Origin of the sequence: Acidovorax sp. 62 (assembly GCF_002754495.1) — a bacterium.
GTDB lineage: Bacteria > Pseudomonadota > Gammaproteobacteria > Burkholderiales > Burkholderiaceae_C > Acidovorax.
In genome coordinates this window covers 4,174,563-4,191,559 of sequence record NZ_PEFJ01000001.1, presented here as the reverse complement: position 1 = coordinate 4,191,559, position 16,997 = coordinate 4,174,563, and the positions used below count along the sequence as shown (strand labels likewise).

The following is a 16,997-nucleotide window of genomic DNA, read 5'->3' as shown; positions in this document are numbered from 1 at the left end:
CCAGATTCTGTTCCCATTCAACCCGCATGAAAAGCCGCGACCCAATCACTATCAAAACAATAGCTGCTAGCGCTTTCACATCAAGCGCTAGAGGCACTTTTTATTCACAATCTTGCGGGTTTGGCAGACAATCGGCCCATGCCCCACGCTGCGCCACCCACACCGCTGCCCCGCCATCGCCCCAACCCCCACCGCGGCGTGGCGCCCGCGCTGCTCGCCGCCGTGCTGGGCTACCTGCTGCTCAGCGCCTGGGTCTACGCCCCCGCGTGGGAACGCGCCTTCCGCTCGGACGCATCGCCCGTGGCCTGGCTGTCGAGCGCGCTGCTGCTCACGCTCAGCATCACCGCCCTGCGGCTCGTGGGCGAACGCGCCCTGCCCCGCCTGCTGGGCGCGTGGCTGGCGGTGGCGTTTTTGGTGCTGGCGCTGGACGAGCAGTTCATGCTGCACGAGCTGTGGAAGTTCCGCTGCCACGAATGGACTGCCGCCTGCCAGTACAGCACCGTGCGCGAGGCCCCTATGCTGGCCGTGGCCGCCATCGGCCTGCTCACCTTGGCCTGGCTGCACCGCGCCTTGGGCCACCGCAGCACGCGCGCCCTGCTGTGGGCGGGCCTGGCCGTGGGCTGGCTAGCGATTGGCGTGGACCAGTGGCCTGAAGTACAAACGCACTGGCACTGGCTGCCCGAGCTGCCGCCGCTGCTGGCCACCCTCGAAGAGGCGTTGGAAGTGCTGGCCGAGGCGCTGGTGCTGGCGGCGCTGCTGCGGCAGCCGGGCACCCAGGGGTGATCCCGCACGGACACAGCCCCAAACACTTGCATTCATGAGGCACCGCATGCGCTGCATCCAACGCATTTCCACCACCATCGCCTGCCTGACCATGGCAGCGGTGGCATACGCCCAGCCGCCTGAATTTGCCAGTGCCAAAGCAGCGGTCGCTGCCCTGTTTCCGCAACAGACTTTCGTGGAATGGACCTCCACGACGGGCGACTGGAACGGCGATAGCGTCCAGGACCTCGCCTTGCTCCTCAACGAAGTCAATGCCCCCTCGGATGCGCCGATGGAAATCCGCCTCGTGGTGCTGGCAGGCACGCCGGGCGGCCAGTACACGCTCCTGTCCGCCTCTGCCAGCTATTGCAGGGCACAGAAGTTCTTCAACCTGGAGACCAAGGGCACATCGCTTTTTGTCACCGCTGTGGACAAAGCCGAAGGCGATGTGTCGGCTACCACGGCGCTTCAATTCCGTTTCAGCCCACAGCGTGGCGACTTTGAGCTGATCGGCAAGGAAAACCTTTGGGAGGTGCAAGGCAAGGAGCACGGGCGCACCAGCGTCAACTATCTGGCAGGCAAGCTCACGCTCTACGAGCGGGTGAAAGGACGCGTCAAAGTCAACAAGGAAAAGCGCTTTGAGGCACCCAGGCTGGCAAGGCTGAATGGATTTGATTGCAATAGCTACGACGATGGCGTGTCGAATTGAGAGCCCGACCGATTTCTTTGGACCAATGAAGCAATAACCCCCATGTTGACTGTGGCCTCGCGGTGGTTGATGCAGGGGCTATTGAACAAGATCGCCTGTCGCCGCGTTGACAGCTGCCACGCGCGCCAAAACCTACATTGCCGTTGTCCACCTGCCTGGAGGCGACGCGATGCATTCACTCCACGACCCCCTCGCGCAAATTCGCGCAATCAACCAGACTGCCGCTTTCAATCGATGGTGCCACATGGAGGTCATCAGCGCGGAACCCGGCAAGGTCGAAATCGCCATGCCTTGGCGACCGGAGGTCGGCCAGTACGCGGGCTTCTTGCACGCAGGCCTGGTCGGTGCGCTCATCGATACGGCTTGCGGCTTCGCTGCCGCCACGGTGGTCGGGCGGGTGTTGGCGTCGCACTATTCGGTCAACTGCCTGCGCCCAGCCATTGGCGATCGATTCATTGCCAGAGCCCGTGTCGTCAAGCCGGGCAAAACACAGGTCTTCACCGCCTGTGAGTTGTATGCCCAGGCTGGAGGCGCCGAGAAGCTGGTCGCCACCGGTGAAACGCTGCTCTCGGTGGTGACAGGCGACGTGGCTTAAGCGGCGCTTTCGGTGGGCCAGTTAGTGGCCCAGCCTCCACAAGCATCAAGTGCACTCTTGATCCTCCCAGTACCCCGCCTTGAACCACTGGCCGTTGATATTGAGGTACCAGCGCCAGTCAAAAATCGGCTCCAAGCTCATGCCACCGGGCGCGGGGGTGTCGATGCGCAGGATGTCTGCAATGCCATCGCGGTCCAGGTCGATTTCATGCACCAGCACGGCGGTGGATTTGCGCTGGGGTTTGGGCCGCTCGGGCGGTTCTGCGGGGATCATCCAGCTGGTGGCGTAGCGCTGGGTTTTGACCTTCACGGCGTCGGGCGGCAGCTTGCCGGGCAGCACCAACCGCACCAGCACTTCGGCCGTGTCTGGCAGCTTGGCATAGCCGCGCACGGGGGTGGTTTCGTCGTCGCGTGGGTCGTCCAAGCCTTTGCCGGGGTAGTGGCCACCGCAGTAGTGGGCTTCGTTGCTGATGTTCCAGTACCGTTGGCTCAAGCTGCGTGCGCCCACCAGGCCCTGGTGGGTGACGGAATAGAAGGTGAGCGCGGGGGCAAAAGTCTGGTCGGCCAAGCCCACGTCCCAAAAGCCGGTGATGTAGTCGATCTCTGGGCCTTGATGGCGGGTGAAGGTGCCATAGGGCAAGCCCTTGGGGATGACGCTGATGCGGGTGCCCGCCACGGCGGCCAGGCCATCGGCGTCGGTCTCGTGCAGCAGGGCCACGCTGGCGTGGTTGCGAAAGTACGACGGCGCAATCGCTGGCAAGGTGGGTTTGGCGGCCAGAGGGGCCACGGCAGGCTGGTACTCCGTGCCGCGCGTGGCCAGCTTCAGATCGTCCAGCGGGTTGATGGGGCGGCCCCGGTCGATCTCTTGTTCAGGCCGCAGTGGCACGCCAGTGCGCAGGAGCTTTTTGGCGGCCTCAAACTCGGCCCGCGTGGGGTATTGCACCGGCATTTCGGGCGTGTGGCTCTTGACCAGCGCAGACAACTGCAGAGCGGGCGGGCGCGGCAGGGCGTTGCCGTAAGCGCGCAAGCGGTTGGGCGATGGGGCCACCCAGAAGGCGCGGGCGGCGTCTTTGCCCGCTTGGGCCAGGGTGAGGGGCTGGTCGGCCAGCAGGTTGCAGGCGATGTGGGCTTGCAGGGGCTCGGGCAACGGCGGCCCCAGGCGTGCATCACCCGCATAGAGCACGGCACACCAGCCGTCACGCTCGGTGAGCTGTTGCAGCACGGTGTTGGCGGGCACTTGGGCGACGATGCGTGCCTGCGGCTGGGCCGACTCGCGCAGGTTGACCCACGAGCCCTGCACATAGCGTTGCTTGGAGGGTGCCACGCCCGAAGCCGCCTGCTGGGCTCTGGCGTGCGACAGGCAGCACAAAGAGGCCCAGAGGGCGACAAGGGGCAAACGATGGCGTTGGCGGTGCAGCATGGTGGGTTCGCGGGGTGGGTGGCCAGGGGTCGCACACCACGCGCTTTCGGGCATGTGGTGTGCAGCACGGCAGCATGGTAGTGCACAGTGTGCGCGCGCCGTGCCCTGCGCGTTGTCCGTGTTGTCCGTGTTGTGCGCCTGCGCGCACAGCACAACCCCACTACCGCTTGAAGAACCCCGTGGCCGAGGCCTTCCACTTGTCCACGGTGTCTGCGCCTGCGGCCAGCAGGGGCTTGGCGGCGGCGGGGTCGGCGGGGTCGGCCACTGCGTCAGGGGCACCGTCAGCAGGTGCGGTGGCTGGTGCCGAGGCAGTCAGCGCCTTGGCCTCGCGGTCGTACTGGCCTGCCAGGATCTGGCGGTACGCATCGCCCTGCGCGTACTCTTTGAGGGCCTTCAGGCGCAGGGGAATGAAGGGGTGGGTGGTGCTGGAGTTTTCGAGGATCGACACCAGCAGCACCAGCTTGTTGACCTCTTTGTGGGCCTCGGTCTGGGCAATGGTTTCTTCGATGTTGCGCTCGTCTTCGTACCCCGCCACCTTGCCCGAGAGCTGGGCCAACGCGTTCAGGCCGGGGGCCATGTCTTGCACGCACAGCAGGCCTGCGCGGTCGCAGGTGAATTCGGCGCGGCGGTACCACTCCCAGTACGCCAGCAGCAGGGGTATGCGCAGCAGGCCCACACCGGGGATGGGCACGACGGACGACAGGATGTCCCAGTAGCGAATCAGCATGTCGCCCAGCTGGCGATACAGGCCGTGCGCGGCCTTGATGTGGCCGATTTCGTGGCCAATGACAAAGCACAGCTCGTCGGGCGTGAGGGCCTCGACCAAGGCGCTGTGCAGCACGATGCAGGTGCGCCGCTGGCCCGAGGTGTAGGCGTTCATCTCGGGGTTGGTGGTGATGTACACATCTGGCACCTTGCACGAGAGGATGGCGCAGCAGCGCTCGACCAGTGCAAACAACGAGCCATAGTTGTTGGCATTGACCCGCACCATCTGCTCGTTGTTGTTGAGGTGGGTGATCTGCTCGGAGAAATTGGCGTCCAGCCAGGCCAGCAACGGGCCGGCGCCGGGGATGGCCTTGAGCGCGGCCAGGGCCTCCTGGTCACCGGGGTAGGTGAACGAGGTGTAGGAAATGTCGGAGAGAACGACCTGGTGGCTGGAGTGCACCAGGGCATCGGCGTGTTTGAGGGCGGGCATGGATCGCTTTCTGTGGGAAGGTCTCAGAGCCGCGATTGTTGCCAGCCCCTGCGGGCTCGCAGGGGCCTGCGCCCGTCAGAAACGCCAGTGCAGTGAACTAGTTCCGCATTGGCCCATTGAATACCTCGCACATGGGGCACACCGTTGCGTGCGGGCATCACACGGCGGCCCCAGGCGGCATCGCCGCTTTGCCGGGATCAATGCGCGGCCAGTGCCGCTTCGGCCGGTGCAGCGGGTGCCGCTGTGGGCTGCGACTCGATCACACGGGCCAGCAAGGCGCCGCTGTAGAGCGCAGGCAGCGGAATCCACACGCGCACGGGGCTGCCCTGGGCCACTTGCACGGGCTGGCCTTCCAGGTTGCGCATCTCCTGCAGCCGCACGGTGATGTTGCCGCTGGGGTGCACCACTTCGATCAGGTCGCCCACGGCGAAGTGGTTCTTGGTTTCGACCAGCACCCATTCCTGGTTCAGACCGCTCAGGCCCGCTTCGGCCAGGCCCTCGGTACCGAGCACCTCGCCCACGTACTGGCTGCGCTGCGTGAGCGAGTGGCCGCTGATGTAGTTTTGGTAGTCGTTGCTGGGGCGGCGCTCCAGCAGGCCGCCGGTGTAGCCCCGGTTGGACAGGCCTTCGAGCTCAATCAGCAACTCAGGGTTGAAGGGGCGGCCCGCCACGGCGTCGTCGATCGCGCGGCGGTACACCTGGGCGGTGCGGGCCACGTAGTACAGGCTCTTGGTGCGGCCTTCGATCTTGAGCGAATCGACGCCGATCTGCGCCAGGCGCGCCACATGCTCTACCGCACGCAGGTCCTTGCTGTTCATGATGTAGGTGCCGTGCTCGTCTTCCATGATGGGCATCATTTGCCCAGGGCGGCCCGCTTCTTCGATCAGGTACACCTTGTCGGCCTTGGGGTGGCGCTCGCCGTTGCCGGTGGTGGAGGCAAACGATTGTTCGGCCTTCTGCTGCGCGGCCTCGAAGTTGAAGTCGCCTTCCATCTTCTGCGCAATGGCTTCGCCGGTGGTGGGGTCGATGTCGGCGTCGTGCGTGGCGTAGTTCCAGCGGCAGGCGTTGGTGCAGGTGCCCTGGTTGGGGTCGCGGTGGTTGAAGTAGCCGCTGAGCAGGCAGCGGCCCGAGTACGCGATGCACAGCGCGCCGTGCACGAACACTTCCAGCTCCATGTCGGGGCATTCCTGGCGGATTTTTTCGATCTCGTCCAGGCTGAGTTCGCGCGAGAGGATGATGCGCTCCACGCCCATCTTCTGCCAAAACTTCACCGCCGCCCAGTTGGTGGTGTTGGCCTGCACCGAGAGGTGCACCACCTGCTCGGGCCACTTTTCCTTGACCATCATGATCAGGCCCGCGTCGGCCATGATGAGGGCGTCGGGCTTGCAGTCGATCACGGGCTCGATGTCGCGCAGGTAGGTGCGGATCTTGTCGTTGTGCGCAATCAGGTTGCTGGTCACAAAGAATTTCTTGCCGCGTGCGTGGGCCTCGTCAATGCCTTGCTTGATCTGCTCCAGGCGGAACTCGTTGTTGCGCGCACGCAAGGAATAGCGCGGCTGCCCGGCGTACACCGCATCGGCGCCAAAGTCGTAGGCGGCGCGCATTTTGTCGAGCGAGCCAGCGGGCAAGAGCAGTTCGGGGGCTTTGAGGGTGGTCATGGGGTGGCCCAATCTAAAAATCGTCGGTGTCAGGTCAGCGGGGCATCACCGATAGGCCCGCGAGGGTGCCCACGGCCTGGGGAAACTCTTCGGCGTCGAAGGCCTTGTCGCCATCGGCGTCGGCCATGCCATTGGGCACCATGCCCTTGAAGTCGAACTGGCGCGTGTCCATGAAGTGCGAGGGCACCAGGTTGCGCAGAGCCACGGCCATGTTCTCGATGCGCCCGGGGTACAGCTGCTGCCAGTCGCGCAGCATCTGGCCGATCTGCTTGCGCTGCAGGTTCTCCTGGTTGCCGCACAACGAGCAGGGGATGATGGGAAACTGCTGGATCTCGGCCCAGCGGGTCAGGTCGCTCTCGGCCACATAGGCCAGGGGGCGGATGATGAGGTGGTCGCCCCGGTCGCTCTGCACCTTGGGCGGCATGCCCTTGAGCTTGCCGCCAAAGAACATGTTCAGGAAGAAGGTCTGCAGCATGTCGTCACGGTGGTGGCCGAGTGCAATTTTGGTGCAGCCCAGCTCGTCGGCCACGCGGTACAGAATGCCCCGGCGCAGGCGGCTGCACAGGCTGCACATGGTCTTGCCCTCTGGGATGTGCTCTTTGACGACGCTGTAGGTGTCCTGCGTTTCGATATGAAAGGGCACGCCCACCTTCGCGAGGTAGTCGGGCAGCACATGGGCCGGAAAGCCGGGCTGCTTCTGGTCGAGGTTGACGGCCACCAGTTCAAAGCGGTGGCCGTTGCGCTGCTGCAGCTTGTGCAACACGTCGAGCAGACCATAGCTGTCCTTGCCGCCCGAGACGCACACCATCACCTTGTCACCGTCTTCGATCAGGCCAAAGTCGCCAATGGCCTGGGCCACCTGGCGCACCAGGCGCTTTTCGAGCTTGATGGCTTCGCGCTCGGCCGCAGGGTCTGCCGACGGCTCAGCAGCGGGCGCAGCATGGCTCGCATCGATGGGCAAAGCAGCGGCAAATGGGGTTTCAGCGGTGGAGAGCATGGATCAAGGCAGTGGGGGACCGCAGGGCGGTAGCAAGGCACAAGCAGGGCAAAAAAGCCGCCAACGCGGCACAGAGGCCGCCGCCCCAACACCATGCCTGTGGGCATCGCGCAATCAGGGTGGCAGTGGCAAGGCCCTTTGTCTGTGGGTTGTTAGCTATGTTTTTAATAGCTGCCAGCGCTTACCAATCAAGCGCTGGAGCCGTATTTTCTTACAAACCCGGTTTTTCTCAAACATGGCGGATGCAAAACCGGGTTGAGGCCAGTGGCTCCATCCACAGCAAGGCCAGCTTGGCGCCTGACGGGGCGCCAGTCCTGTCGGCCCTGTCAGGCCTCTGCGGGGTAGAACATCTTGCGCGCAGGCACCGTCTCCACCGCACGGGCGATGGCGCCAATGTGGTCGGGCGTGGTGCCGCAGCAGCCGCCCACGATGTTGACCAGCCCTTCGGCGGCAAACTCATGCACCAGGCGGCTGGTCACTTCGGGCGTTTCGTCAAAGCCTGTGTCGCTCATGGGGTTGGGCAGGCCTGCGTTGGGGTAGCAGCTGATGAAGGTGTCCCCCGCCACGCGGTTGAGCTCCTGGATGTAGGGGCGCATCAGCGTGGCACCCAGCGCGCAGTTCAGGCCAATGGCCAGCGGGCGGGCGTGGCGCACGCTGTGCCAGAAGGCCGTCACCGTCTGCCCGCTCAGGATGCGGCCCGACGCGTCGGTGACCGTGCCGCTGATGATGATGGGCAGGCGCTCGCCGCTTTTTTCAAAAAATTCGTCAATGGCAAACAGCGCGGCTTTGGCGTTGAGCGTGTCGAAGATGGTCTCGACCAGCAGCACATCCGAGCCGCCTTCGACCAAGGCCTCGGTCTGCTCGTAGTAAGCGGCACGCAGTTGCTCAAAGTCGATGTTGCGTGCGCCGGGGTCGTTCACATCGGGGCTGATGCTGGCCGTCTTGGGCGTGGGGCCGAGGGCGCCGGCGACGAAGCGGGGCTTATCGGGCGTGCTGTACTTGTCGCAGGCAGCACGGGCCAGCTGCGCAGACTTCAGGTTCATCTCGCGCGCCAGCTCGGCCATCTTGTAGTCCTCTTGCGCCACGGTGGTGGCGCCAAAGGTGTTGGTCTCGATCAGGTCGGCCCCGGCAGCGAGGTAGCGCTCATGGATGTCACGGATCACATCGGGGCGCGTCAGGCTCAGCAACTCGTTGTTGCCCTTCACATCGCGCGGGAACTCCTTGAACCGATCACCCGCGCCGTCCGGGCCGCTGTAGCCCTCGCCGCGGTACTGGGCCTCACCCAGCTTGAAACGCTGAATCATGGTGCCCATGGCACCGTCAAGAATGGCAATGCGTTGGGCAAGGATGCCGGGAAGCTGCTGGGCGCGGGTGTAGTGGAGGGCTTGCATCCCTCCATTGTAGAAACCACCCCAAGGCAAACGGCTGAAACGCCCCTATTGAGGCAATAACCGTCATATATGATCCCCCGCGCCGGGATCCGCCACGGCAAAAACAATTCTCTAACAAGACACGAAAGAGGGGGGAACCGCTACATGCAGTCCAAACGCTCGATGTCCATGGCACTGCCATTGGCCGCACTTACATGCATTTTTTTGGTCGGTTGCGCTGGCCCTGCGCCCAACTACGCGCCATCAATTGACAACGTTGAAAAACTGAAGAAAGCAGACGTTTCTGCCGCCAAGGTAGGGGTTTTTGACACCAAAGCAGGTATGCAAAACGCAGACACCATTGGGTTGCGCGCAGCATCTCTGGTGTCTCCTGTCGGCAAAAACTATGGTGACTATTTGGCCGCCGCTTTGCGCGCAGAGCTGGAGATGGCCAAGCTGCATGCGCCAGCATCGCCTCTCGAGGTCTCGGGCAGACTGCTGCAAAACAACATTAACGCAGGTGGTATCAAAACCAATGATGGCGTCTTGGAAGCCCAGTTTGTTGTGAAGAATGGATCTGAGTTGCGCTACGACAAGGTCAAGAAGATCACACGGCAGTGGGACGGCGCCTTCGCAGGAGCTGTCGCTATTCCACAAGCTGCAAACAATTACCCCCTGATGGTCCAGCAGCTTTTGGCCGAGCTGTTTGCCGATCCAGATTTCATCCGTGCACTGAAACAACGCTAAGAATTTGCCATGTCCCAAAGATCTATTTTTCTCGCCTGTGGCCTCGCATTGACGCTCATTTTGGGAGGCTGTGCCCATCCCATCTCTATGGCGCCCAACCTGGAAGCGGTTAAGGCAACACCAGACCAAAACCTGCTTGCAAAGAAGGTGGGTTATCACATCTCTGCGGCATCCCAAACGCTCGAAGTAACAACACCGGGCGGTGGCGGCGACAAGGTGCGCTACTTCCCTTACCGCGATATTGAGCCCGGTTTGTACAAGGCATTGGGCACCGTTTTCCGGGATGTAACCAAGATCAAAAACCCTGGGGATCTCGCTGAAGTACAGACCAGCGGAATCCAACTGCTCATCACGCCAGAAATCACAACCAACTCATCTTCCGAAAGTGCGTTTACCTGGCCGCCTACGTCTTTCACCGTCGTACTCAACTGCCAGCTGAAAGACAATCAAGGCAAGACCCTGGACACGGTCCGGGTGGAAGGTGTCGGCAAAGCTGAGTTTGCAGAGTTCAAAGCCAACTTCTCTTTGGCGGCAGTCCGGGCCAGCGAGGACGCGCTGAAGAAACTCACGGTGGCCTTGCGGCAATCCAAGGCACTCGCAAAATAATCTTGCCCTGTGTGTCGCCCCCCGCGCCCCTGCACGGGGTGGCGACAGAGTTCTTCATATCGCAGCGCGCCAAATGATGCAATGGCGCAAGCCGCGATGTCTCTGTGCCAAGAAAAGATGCGGAGACATGGGTGTTCTCCCAGCATTCGCTCTGAGACATCAGCCACCAATAGCATGGTGCACCGGCCAAAACCGATCACCTGGGCCCACACTCCAGGCCCGGCCTCAACCAACTCTTGGCCATGGCCCGATCCGACAGGTAGGTCCGGAACCGAGCGCACAATAAGCACTTGCTTTCACAAGCCATCGCGCAAAGCAGCAGCAGTAGATGCGGATGCCAAGCTCGCCCAAGCATCTTGACTGCACCATTCGCTGCTATCACACAGAGAGTCTTTGAGTTTGTCCCCCGCACAGTCCGTACTACAAAGCGTCTTCGGTTACGAACAGTTCCGAGGCCCCCAGCAGGCCATCGTTGAGCATGTGATTGGCGGCAGCGATGCGCTGGTGCTGATGCCCACCGGGGGAGGCAAAAGCCTGTGCTACCAGGTGCCCGCCATCGTGCGCCAGCAGCAGGGGCGTGGGGTGACGATTGTGGTGTCGCCGCTGATCGCGCTGATGCACGACCAGGTGGGGGCGCTGCACGAGGCGGGGGTGAGCGCGGCGTTTCTCAACTCCACGCTGAGCTACGACGAGACGCAGGACATTGAGCTGCGCCTGCAAACCGGTGACATCACGCTGCTGTATGCCGCGCCCGAGCGGCTCAATACACCGCGCTTTCTGGGTTTGCTCGACAGCCTGTACCAAGGCGGGCACCTGTCGCTTTTTGCGATTGACGAAGCGCATTGCGTAAGCCAATGGGGGCACGACTTCCGGCCTGAATACCGGGCACTGTCGCTGCTGCACGAGCGCTATCCGCAGGTGCCGCGCATTGCCCTGACGGCCACGGCCGATGCCCTCACGCGCGAAGACATCATCGAGCGGCTGCAACTGCAGGACGCGCGCCTGTTCATCAGCAGCTTTGACCGTCCCAACATCCGTTACACCATCGTCGAGAAAAAGGACGCCACTACGCAACTGCTGCGCTTCATCGAGCGCGAGCACGCTGGGGATGCGGGCGTGGTGTACTGCCAGTCGCGCAAACGGGTGGAAGAGCTGGCCGCCACGCTGAGCGACGCAGGCATCAACGCCCTGCCCTACCACGCGGGCTTGGACGCCAAGGTGCGCCAGCGGCATCAGGACCGCTTTTTGCGCGAGGAAGGCGTGGTGATGGTGGCAACCATCGCGTTCGGCATGGGCATCGACAAGCCCGACGTGCGCTTTGTGGGGCATGTGGACATGCCCAAGAACATCGAGGGCTACTACCAGGAGACGGGCCGCGCTGGCCGCGATGGACTGAACGCCGACGCCTGGATGGCCTATGGCCTGCAAGACGTGGTGAACCAGCGCCGCATGATCGACGAGAGCCCGGCGGGCGAGGAGTTCAAACAGGCACTGCGCGGCAAACTCGATGCCCTGCTGGCCCTGGCCGAGGCCACCGACTGCCGCCGCGTGCGGCTGCTGGCCTACTTTGGAGAGGAGTCCACGCCCTGTGGCAATTGCGATAACTGCCTGAACCCGCCTGCTGTGTGGGATGCCACCGATGCTGCGCGCAAGCTGCTGTCCACCATCTACCGCGTGCACCAGGCCAGCGGCATCAGTTTTGGCACTGGCCACATCATGGACATCCTGCGCGGCAAGAAGACCGAGAAGGTCGCGCAGTTTGGGCATGAGAAGATTTCCACCTTTGGCATCGGCGCCGACCTGACCGAGCCGCAGCTGCGCGGCGTGCTGCGCCAGCTCATCGCCACCGGTGCGGTGGGCTTGCAAAAGGTGATGCTGGACAGCGGCCACAGCTTTGACACGCTGTGCCTCACCGAAGGCTCACGCGCGGTGCTCAAGGGCGAGGTGCCGGTGCAGCTGCGCGAATCGGTGTCCTCCGCCCCCGCCAAACGCACGCGCAAGGCCAGCGCCCCCCCGGCTGCCGCCGCCAACCTGGGGCCGGATGCGCAGGTGCGCTTCATCAACCTCAAAGCCTGGCGCGCCGAGGTGGCCCGCGAGCACAACCTGCCCGCTTACGTCATCTTCCACGACGCCACGCTGGCAGCCATTGCAGAGCGCAGCCCCACCACACTGGAGGACCTTCAGGGCATCAGCGGCATGGGTGCCAAAAAGCTGGAAGCGTATGGGGCAGAGGTGCTGCGGGTGTGCGCTGGCAGCTAAGAATCTGCTCAAAGCCTTGCATGGAGCCTGTGTACAACGGCGAAGTGATTGAACGAAGCAAGGCCAATCAGAGGCGAGTTGAGACACAGCATCGGTCGGTTAACAATTTCTCACGGATGTGTGCAAAAACGGGTAAGGTGTGAAGTTTTGTAAACATTCATTCCAACCGTTTTGAGGGAGAGCTTTGCACATGTGGAAGAAGAAATTGATGACCGCAGCACTGCTGTGCAGCGCCGGTATGGCCTATGCGTTCATGCCCCAGGCAGGGACCTGGGTGGTGACTTCGGAGGTGGACGGCAAGCCGGGGCGTGGCTTGGCGATGGATGTACAAAACGACACACTGCTGATGCAGATGTATGCGTACGAGGCCAATAGCCAGCCTACGTTCTACTTGGCTGTAGGCAAGGTGGTGAACAACGCCGCGACGGCCCCCCTGGTGCGCTACACCGGCGGACGGTTCTTCGGCAGCAATGCCCGCTCTGGAGTGGAGGCAGGCAGCGCTGGCAACATGACCATCCGCTTCACCTCTGGCACCACGGGTTTTGTGCAGTTTCCCAATGAAACGGAAAAAGCCATTTCACGCTTTCAGTTTGGTTACCCCGCTCAAGCCTCTAGCCTGCGGGGCTTGTGGGTATTCAACTCCATTGGCAGCGGCGTTGTGTCCACGGATGTGGTCGACTTGACCCAGGCGCAGGCTGCTACAGCCAATGGCAATGGTCTGATGGCCAGCGCCAACAACCTATTTGGCTGTGAGCACCAAATCCGCGGCACCCTCGCAGGCAATGTCGTATGCGTATGGATAAATAGCAGCGGAGCATTGCAGCGAGGGTACGTACTGCAGTACAGCGTGAACGAGGGCGAAGGCTACTCATCCGCAGCCAACTCCAGCAGCCAGCAACTTTTGGTGGTGCGGCGTCTCACCGACCCACGGGGTGTAGGTACCGGACTGACCATAAAAAGCGAGGAAAGCGGTGATGGCACAGAAAGCCAGGCTGCATCACCTGCCGCATTGGGGCAAGCGTTGGAGCTTTTAGCCACCCAAGGGCTGGCACCGTAAACCTGCGCTGAAGTCTGTTCAAAGCTTGCATTCGATCCAAAGACTTGATCAGCCAATGAAAAAGAGACTGCCTATGGCAGTCTCTTTTTTTTGCCCTGGCACGGCGCCAGGGCGGTGGCACATGGGCGAGATTACGCCAGCGCCGCCTTCAACGCATCGTTGAACGTCTGACTAGGACGCATGATCGCGTCCAGCTTGGCCACATCAGGCAGGTAGTAACCACCGATGTCCACGGGCTTGCCTTGCACGGCGTTGAGCTCGTCCACGATCTTTTGCTCGTTGTCGGTCAGTTGCTTGGCCAGAGGGGCAAACAGCTTGGCCAGGTCGGCGTCGTCGGTCTGCGCGGCCAGGGCCTGGGCCCAGTACAGGGCCAGGTAGAACTGGCTGCCACGGTTGTCGAGCTGGCCGGTCTTGGGGCTGGGGTTTTTGTTGTTGTCCAGCAGCTTGCCAGTAGCGGCATCCAGCGTTTTGGACAGCACTTTGGCCTTGGCGTTGCCGGTCTTCAGGCCCAGGTCTTCCAGCGACACGGCCAGGGCCAGGAACTCGCCCAGCGAATCCCAGCGCAGGTGGTTTTCTTCCACCAGTTGCTGCACATGCTTGGGGGCCGAGCCGCCCGCGCCGGTTTCGTACATGCCGCCGCCAGCCATCAAAGGCACGATGGACAGCATCTTGGCCGAGGTGCCCAGTTCCATGATGGGGAACAGGTCGGTCAGGTAGTCGCGCAGGATGTTGCCGGTGGCGCTGATGGTGTCCAGGCCACGGATCACGCGCTCGAGCGTGTAGCGCATCGCACGCACCTGGCTCATGATCTGGATATCGAGGCCGGTGGTGTCGTGCTCGTGCAGGTACATCTTGACCTTGGTGATGAGCTGCGCTTCGTGCGGGCGGTACGAGTCGAGCCAGAACACCACAGGCATGCCGGAGTTGCGGGCGCGGTTCACGGCCAGCTTGACCCAGTCGCGGATGGCTGCGTCCTTGACCTGGCACATGCGCCAGATGTCGCCTGCTTCCACGTTCTGGCTCAGCAGCACTTCGCCGGTGGCCAGGTCGGTGATGTTGGCCACGCCGTCTTCGGTGATCTCAAACGTCTTGTCGTGCGAGCCGTACTCTTCGGCTTGCTGGGCCATCAGGCCCACGTTGGGCACGGTGCCCATGGTCTTGGGATCGAACGCGCCGTGCCACTTGCAGAAATTGATGATTTCCTGGTAGATGCGGGCGAAGGTCGATTCGGGCATCACGGCCTTCACGTCCTTGAGGCGGCCGTTGGCATCCCACATCTTGCCGCCGTTGCGGATCATGGCGGGCATGGAGGCGTCCACGATGATGTCGTTGGGCGAGTGGAAGTTGGTGATGCCCTTGGCCGAGTCGACCATGGCCAGCTCGGGGCGGTGCTCGTGGCAAGCGTGCAGGTCGCGCTTGATTTCGTCTTGCTTGGACTGGGGCAGCGTGGCGATCTTGCCGTACAGGTCGGCCATACCGTTGTTCACGTTCACGCCCAGTTCCTTGAACAGGGCGCCGTGTTTTTCAAAGGCTTCCTTGTAGAAGATCTTGACGCAGTGGCCGAACACGATGGGGTGCGAGACCTTCATCATGGTGGCCTTGACGTGCAGCGAGAACATCACGCCGGTCTTGCGGGCGTCTTCGATTTCTTTTTCGTAGAACTCGAGCAAGGCCTTCTTGCTCATGAACATGCTGTCGATGATTTCGCGGTCGAGCAGCGAGACCTTGGGCTTGAGCAAGATGGTCTTGCCGCTCTTGGTGATCAGCTCCATCTTCACTTCACGGGCGCGGTCCAGGGTCAGGGACTTTTCGCCGTGATAGAAGTCGCCATGGTGCATGTGCGACACGTGCGACTGCGATGCCTGGCTCCATTCGGCCATGCTGTGGGGGTTCTTGCGGGCGTATTCCTTGACGGCCTTGGGGGCGCGGCGGTCCGAGTTGCCTTCGCGCAGCACAGGGTTCACGGCGCTGCCGATGCACTTGGCGTAGCGGGCGCGGATGGCCTTTTCTTCGTCAGTGCTGGGGGCTTCAGGGTAGTCGGGCAAGGCGTAGCCCTTGCCTTGCAGCTCCTTGATGGCGGCTTGCAGCTGGCCCACCGAGGCGCTGATGTTGGGCAGCTTGATGATGTTGGCATCGGCCTGCAGTGTCTTCTTGCCGAGCTCGGCCAGCGTGTTGGGCGCGCGCTGTTCTTCTTTCAGGAACTCAGGAAACTCACCCAGCACCCGTGCCGCCACAGAGATGTCGCTCTCTGTCACGTTGATGCCCGCCGGAGCCGCGAAGCTGCGGATGATGGGCAGGAACGACGCCGTCGCCAAGCGTGGCGCTTCGTCTGTCAAGGTGTAGATGATGGAGGGTTGCTGGGTACTCATGACTTGTCTCAAGGAACAGGAGTGGAAAAGCCACCGGCTGGGATTGCGCCCGGCGACCACGGTCAAATTCAGATAAGACTCACACAAATCGGGCCGCAAAAACGGAATTCACCCGGGGGTGAACCGTATGCCTGGGCCCTGTTTTGCGCAAGCCATCTCAGATGGTCGCCGATTCTGCTTGCGTCGGCCTGTCGAAATTGCCATTTTTTGCAATGCATTTTCATGATGCAAAAAATTAGGCCTTTTGGCGCGATTTTTTTTACCGACCAAGGGTTTTCTCGGCCCCCCGGACCTCGAAGCGCGGGATTCTGGCTCCCACCGGCGCCTCGATGTCGGCACCCGCAGCCAGGGGCACGCCAGGCCCTTTTCGGCAGACCTGCACGGCCCAGTGGCGCACACCGGCATCGGCCAGGGTATCGCCCAGCGTCTGCAGCTCTTGTGGGCTGAAGAGGCCCTCGTGCCAGGTGGTGCGGCATTCAAAAGCCACCGCATGGGCCTGCAGCAGCGCCAGCGACTGCCAGGCACGCGCGCCGCTGCCGGGCACGCCGGTGATGGCCTCGTAGCGGTGCTCGGGCCCTTTGATGTCGAGCCCCACCCAATCAAGCAGGGGCAGCACGGCGGCCAGGCGTTCGGGGTACATGCCGCCGGTGTGCAGGGCCGTGGCAAAGCCCATGGCGCGCACCTCGGCCAGGGCGGCGGGCAGGCCCGTTTGCAGCGTGGGCTCGCCGCCTGAAAAGACCACGCCATCGATCAACCCCCGGCGCTTGCCCAAAAAGGCCAGCACCTCGGGCCATGGGGTGGCTGCGGGCACCGTGGCGTCCAGCAGCTCAGGGTTATGGCAATAGCCGCAGCGCCAGGGGCAGCCCTGGCAATACACCACCGCCGCCAAGCGGCCTGGAAAGTCGATGGTGGTGAGCGGCGTGAGGCCGCCCACGCGCAGCCCGCCCGGCCAGGCCAGTGGGGCTGCGCCTGCCGCATCAGCCACAGCAGCGCGATTCGTTGAAGAACTGGCGCTCATGGTGTTCGCCCTGCTTGCCCACGTTGAAGCTGGCCACCGGGCGGTGGTAGCCCATCACGCGGGTCCACACCTCGCAAGGCTGGCGCTCGGCGTCGGTCAGTTGCACGGCAGCGCTGGCCACGGCAGTGTGTTCGGTGGATGAGAAATGGGTCATGGGATGGATCTCCGAAAAAGGGGAGGAAGGACAAAAGGGGCCACCGTTGTGGCCTGCGGCCCCGGGGGTATCGGCCCAGGGC

Annotated in this window: 15 protein-coding genes; 7 read left to right on the top strand and 8 right to left on the bottom strand. The window is 62.8% G+C overall.

What is annotated here, in order from left to right:
• Window positions 1-138: 138 nt before the first annotated feature.
• From CLU86_RS18745 to CLU86_RS18735, 3 genes are all read left to right on the top strand, one after another.
• Window positions 139-783, top strand: a complete 645-nt coding sequence (locus tag CLU86_RS18745; protein ID WP_099742682.1) for a hypothetical protein — start codon at window positions 139-141, stop codon at window positions 781-783.
• 91 nt (window positions 784-874) lie between these two features.
• Window positions 875-1,471 (top strand): hypothetical protein, encoded by a 597-nt coding sequence (locus CLU86_RS18740; RefSeq protein WP_158236354.1) that lies wholly within the window; start codon window positions 875-877, stop codon window positions 1,469-1,471.
• A gap of 169 nt (window positions 1,472-1,640) precedes the next feature.
• Window positions 1,641-2,066 (top strand): PaaI family thioesterase, encoded by a 426-nt coding sequence (locus tag CLU86_RS18735; protein ID WP_099743696.1) that lies wholly within the window; start codon window positions 1,641-1,643, stop codon window positions 2,064-2,066.
• Between the two features lie 45 nt (window positions 2,067-2,111).
• Here CLU86_RS18735 and CLU86_RS18730 read toward each other — a convergent pair whose 3' ends face one another.
• The 5 genes from CLU86_RS18730 to CLU86_RS18710 form a co-directional block, all read right to left on the bottom strand.
• A complete protein-coding gene (locus CLU86_RS18730) occupies window positions 2,112-3,485 on the bottom strand; it encodes an SH3 domain-containing protein (RefSeq protein ID WP_233195104.1) in 1,374 nt (457 codons plus the stop codon).
• A 160-nt stretch (window positions 3,486-3,645) separates the two neighbouring features.
• The gene (locus CLU86_RS18725) at window positions 3,646-4,680 is read right to left on the bottom strand and encodes a M48 family metallopeptidase (protein ID WP_099742680.1); all 1,035 of its coding nucleotides are present in this window, start codon (window positions 4,678-4,680) and stop codon (window positions 3,646-3,648) included.
• A 197-nt stretch (window positions 4,681-4,877) separates the two neighbouring features.
• The gene (gene yegQ, locus CLU86_RS18720) at window positions 4,878-6,338 is read right to left on the bottom strand and encodes a tRNA 5-hydroxyuridine modification protein YegQ (protein WP_099742679.1); all 1,461 of its coding nucleotides are present in this window, start codon (window positions 6,336-6,338) and stop codon (window positions 4,878-4,880) included.
• Between the two features lie 34 nt (window positions 6,339-6,372).
• The gene (gene ttcA / locus CLU86_RS18715) at window positions 6,373-7,335 is read right to left on the bottom strand and encodes a tRNA 2-thiocytidine(32) synthetase TtcA (RefSeq protein WP_099657413.1); all 963 of its coding nucleotides are present in this window, start codon (window positions 7,333-7,335) and stop codon (window positions 6,373-6,375) included.
• A 326-nt stretch (window positions 7,336-7,661) separates the two neighbouring features.
• Window positions 7,662-8,726 (bottom strand): homocysteine S-methyltransferase family protein, encoded by a 1,065-nt coding sequence (locus tag CLU86_RS18710; RefSeq protein WP_099742678.1) that lies wholly within the window; start codon window positions 8,724-8,726, stop codon window positions 7,662-7,664.
• A gap of 144 nt (window positions 8,727-8,870) precedes the next feature.
• Here CLU86_RS18710 and CLU86_RS18705 point away from each other — a divergent pair, with 144 nt between their 5' ends.
• The 4 genes from CLU86_RS18705 to CLU86_RS18690 all read left to right on the top strand — a co-directional run bounded on the left by CLU86_RS18705 (window position 8,871) and on the right by CLU86_RS18690 (window position 13,374).
• A complete protein-coding gene (locus CLU86_RS18705) occupies window positions 8,871-9,452 on the top strand; it encodes a hypothetical protein (protein WP_233195102.1) in 582 nt (193 codons plus the stop codon).
• 9 nt (window positions 9,453-9,461) lie between these two features.
• Window positions 9,462-10,058, top strand: a complete 597-nt coding sequence (locus tag CLU86_RS18700; RefSeq protein ID WP_143226024.1) for a hypothetical protein — start codon at window positions 9,462-9,464, stop codon at window positions 10,056-10,058.
• 399 nt (window positions 10,059-10,457) lie between these two features.
• Window positions 10,458-12,317, top strand: coding sequence for a DNA helicase RecQ (gene recQ, locus CLU86_RS18695; protein WP_099657410.1), 1,860 nt, complete (start codon window positions 10,458-10,460; stop codon window positions 12,315-12,317).
• Window positions 12,318-12,507: 190 nt separating this feature from the next.
• Complete coding sequence (locus CLU86_RS18690; RefSeq protein ID WP_099742677.1) at window positions 12,508-13,374, top strand: hypothetical protein; 867 nt, start codon at window positions 12,508-12,510, stop codon at window positions 13,372-13,374.
• A 131-nt stretch (window positions 13,375-13,505) separates the two neighbouring features.
• Here CLU86_RS18690 and CLU86_RS18685 read toward each other — a convergent pair whose 3' ends face one another.
• The 3 genes from CLU86_RS18685 to nrdD all read right to left on the bottom strand — a co-directional run bounded on the left by CLU86_RS18685 (window position 13,506) and on the right by nrdD (window position 16,915).
• Entirely contained in the window at window positions 13,506-15,743 is a 2,238-nt protein-coding gene (locus CLU86_RS18685) for an NADP-dependent isocitrate dehydrogenase (RefSeq protein WP_099742676.1), read from the bottom strand.
• A 259-nt stretch (window positions 15,744-16,002) separates the two neighbouring features.
• Window positions 16,003-16,761, bottom strand: a complete 759-nt coding sequence (locus CLU86_RS18680) for an anaerobic ribonucleoside-triphosphate reductase activating protein (protein WP_099742675.1) — start codon at window positions 16,759-16,761, stop codon at window positions 16,003-16,005.
• Window positions 16,721-16,915 carry an anaerobic ribonucleoside-triphosphate reductase gene (nrdD, locus tag CLU86_RS18675; protein ID WP_099657406.1) on the bottom strand — a complete coding sequence of 65 codons (195 nt, stop codon included), beginning with the start codon at window positions 16,913-16,915 and terminating at the stop codon, window positions 16,721-16,723. Before nrdD ends, CLU86_RS18680 begins: the two co-directional genes overlap by 41 nt.
• Window positions 16,916-16,997: the final 82 nt, after the last annotated feature.

What these genes read in the sequence shown, in the direction of transcription:
- CLU86_RS18745 (WP_099742682.1), top strand. Translation starts at nt 139, where the DNA reads ATGCCCCACGCTGCGCCACCCACACCGCTGCCCCGCCATCGCCCCAAC.
- CLU86_RS18740 (WP_158236354.1), top strand. Translation starts at nt 875, where the DNA reads ATGGCAGCGGTGGCATACGCCCAGCCGCCTGAATTTGCCAGTGCCAAA.
- CLU86_RS18735 (WP_099743696.1), top strand. Translation starts at nt 1,641, where the DNA reads ATGCATTCACTCCACGACCCCCTCGCGCAAATTCGCGCAATCAACCAG.
- CLU86_RS18730 (WP_233195104.1), bottom strand. Translation starts at nt 3,485, where the DNA reads ATGCTGCACCGCCAACGCCATCGTTTGCCCCTTGTCGCCCTCTGGGCC.
- CLU86_RS18725 (WP_099742680.1), bottom strand. Translation starts at nt 4,680, where the DNA reads ATGCCCGCCCTCAAACACGCCGATGCCCTGGTGCACTCCAGCCACCAG.
- yegQ (WP_099742679.1), bottom strand. Translation starts at nt 6,338, where the DNA reads ATGACCACCCTCAAAGCCCCCGAACTGCTCTTGCCCGCTGGCTCGCTC.
- ttcA (WP_099657413.1), bottom strand. Translation starts at nt 7,335, where the DNA reads ATGCTCTCCACCGCTGAAACCCCATTTGCCGCTGCTTTGCCCATCGAT.
- CLU86_RS18710 (WP_099742678.1), bottom strand. Translation starts at nt 8,726, where the DNA reads ATGCAAGCCCTCCACTACACCCGCGCCCAGCAGCTTCCCGGCATCCTT.
- CLU86_RS18705 (WP_233195102.1), top strand. Translation starts at nt 8,871, where the DNA reads ATGCAGTCCAAACGCTCGATGTCCATGGCACTGCCATTGGCCGCACTT.
- CLU86_RS18700 (WP_143226024.1), top strand. Translation starts at nt 9,462, where the DNA reads ATGTCCCAAAGATCTATTTTTCTCGCCTGTGGCCTCGCATTGACGCTC.
- CLU86_RS18690 (WP_099742677.1), top strand. Translation starts at nt 12,508, where the DNA reads ATGTGGAAGAAGAAATTGATGACCGCAGCACTGCTGTGCAGCGCCGGT.
- CLU86_RS18685 (WP_099742676.1), bottom strand. Translation starts at nt 15,743, where the DNA reads ATGAGTACCCAGCAACCCTCCATCATCTACACCTTGACAGACGAAGCG.
- CLU86_RS18680 (WP_099742675.1), bottom strand. Translation starts at nt 16,761, where the DNA reads ATGAGCGCCAGTTCTTCAACGAATCGCGCTGCTGTGGCTGATGCGGCA.
- nrdD (WP_099657406.1), bottom strand. Translation starts at nt 16,915, where the DNA reads ATGACCCATTTCTCATCCACCGAACACACTGCCGTGGCCAGCGCTGCC.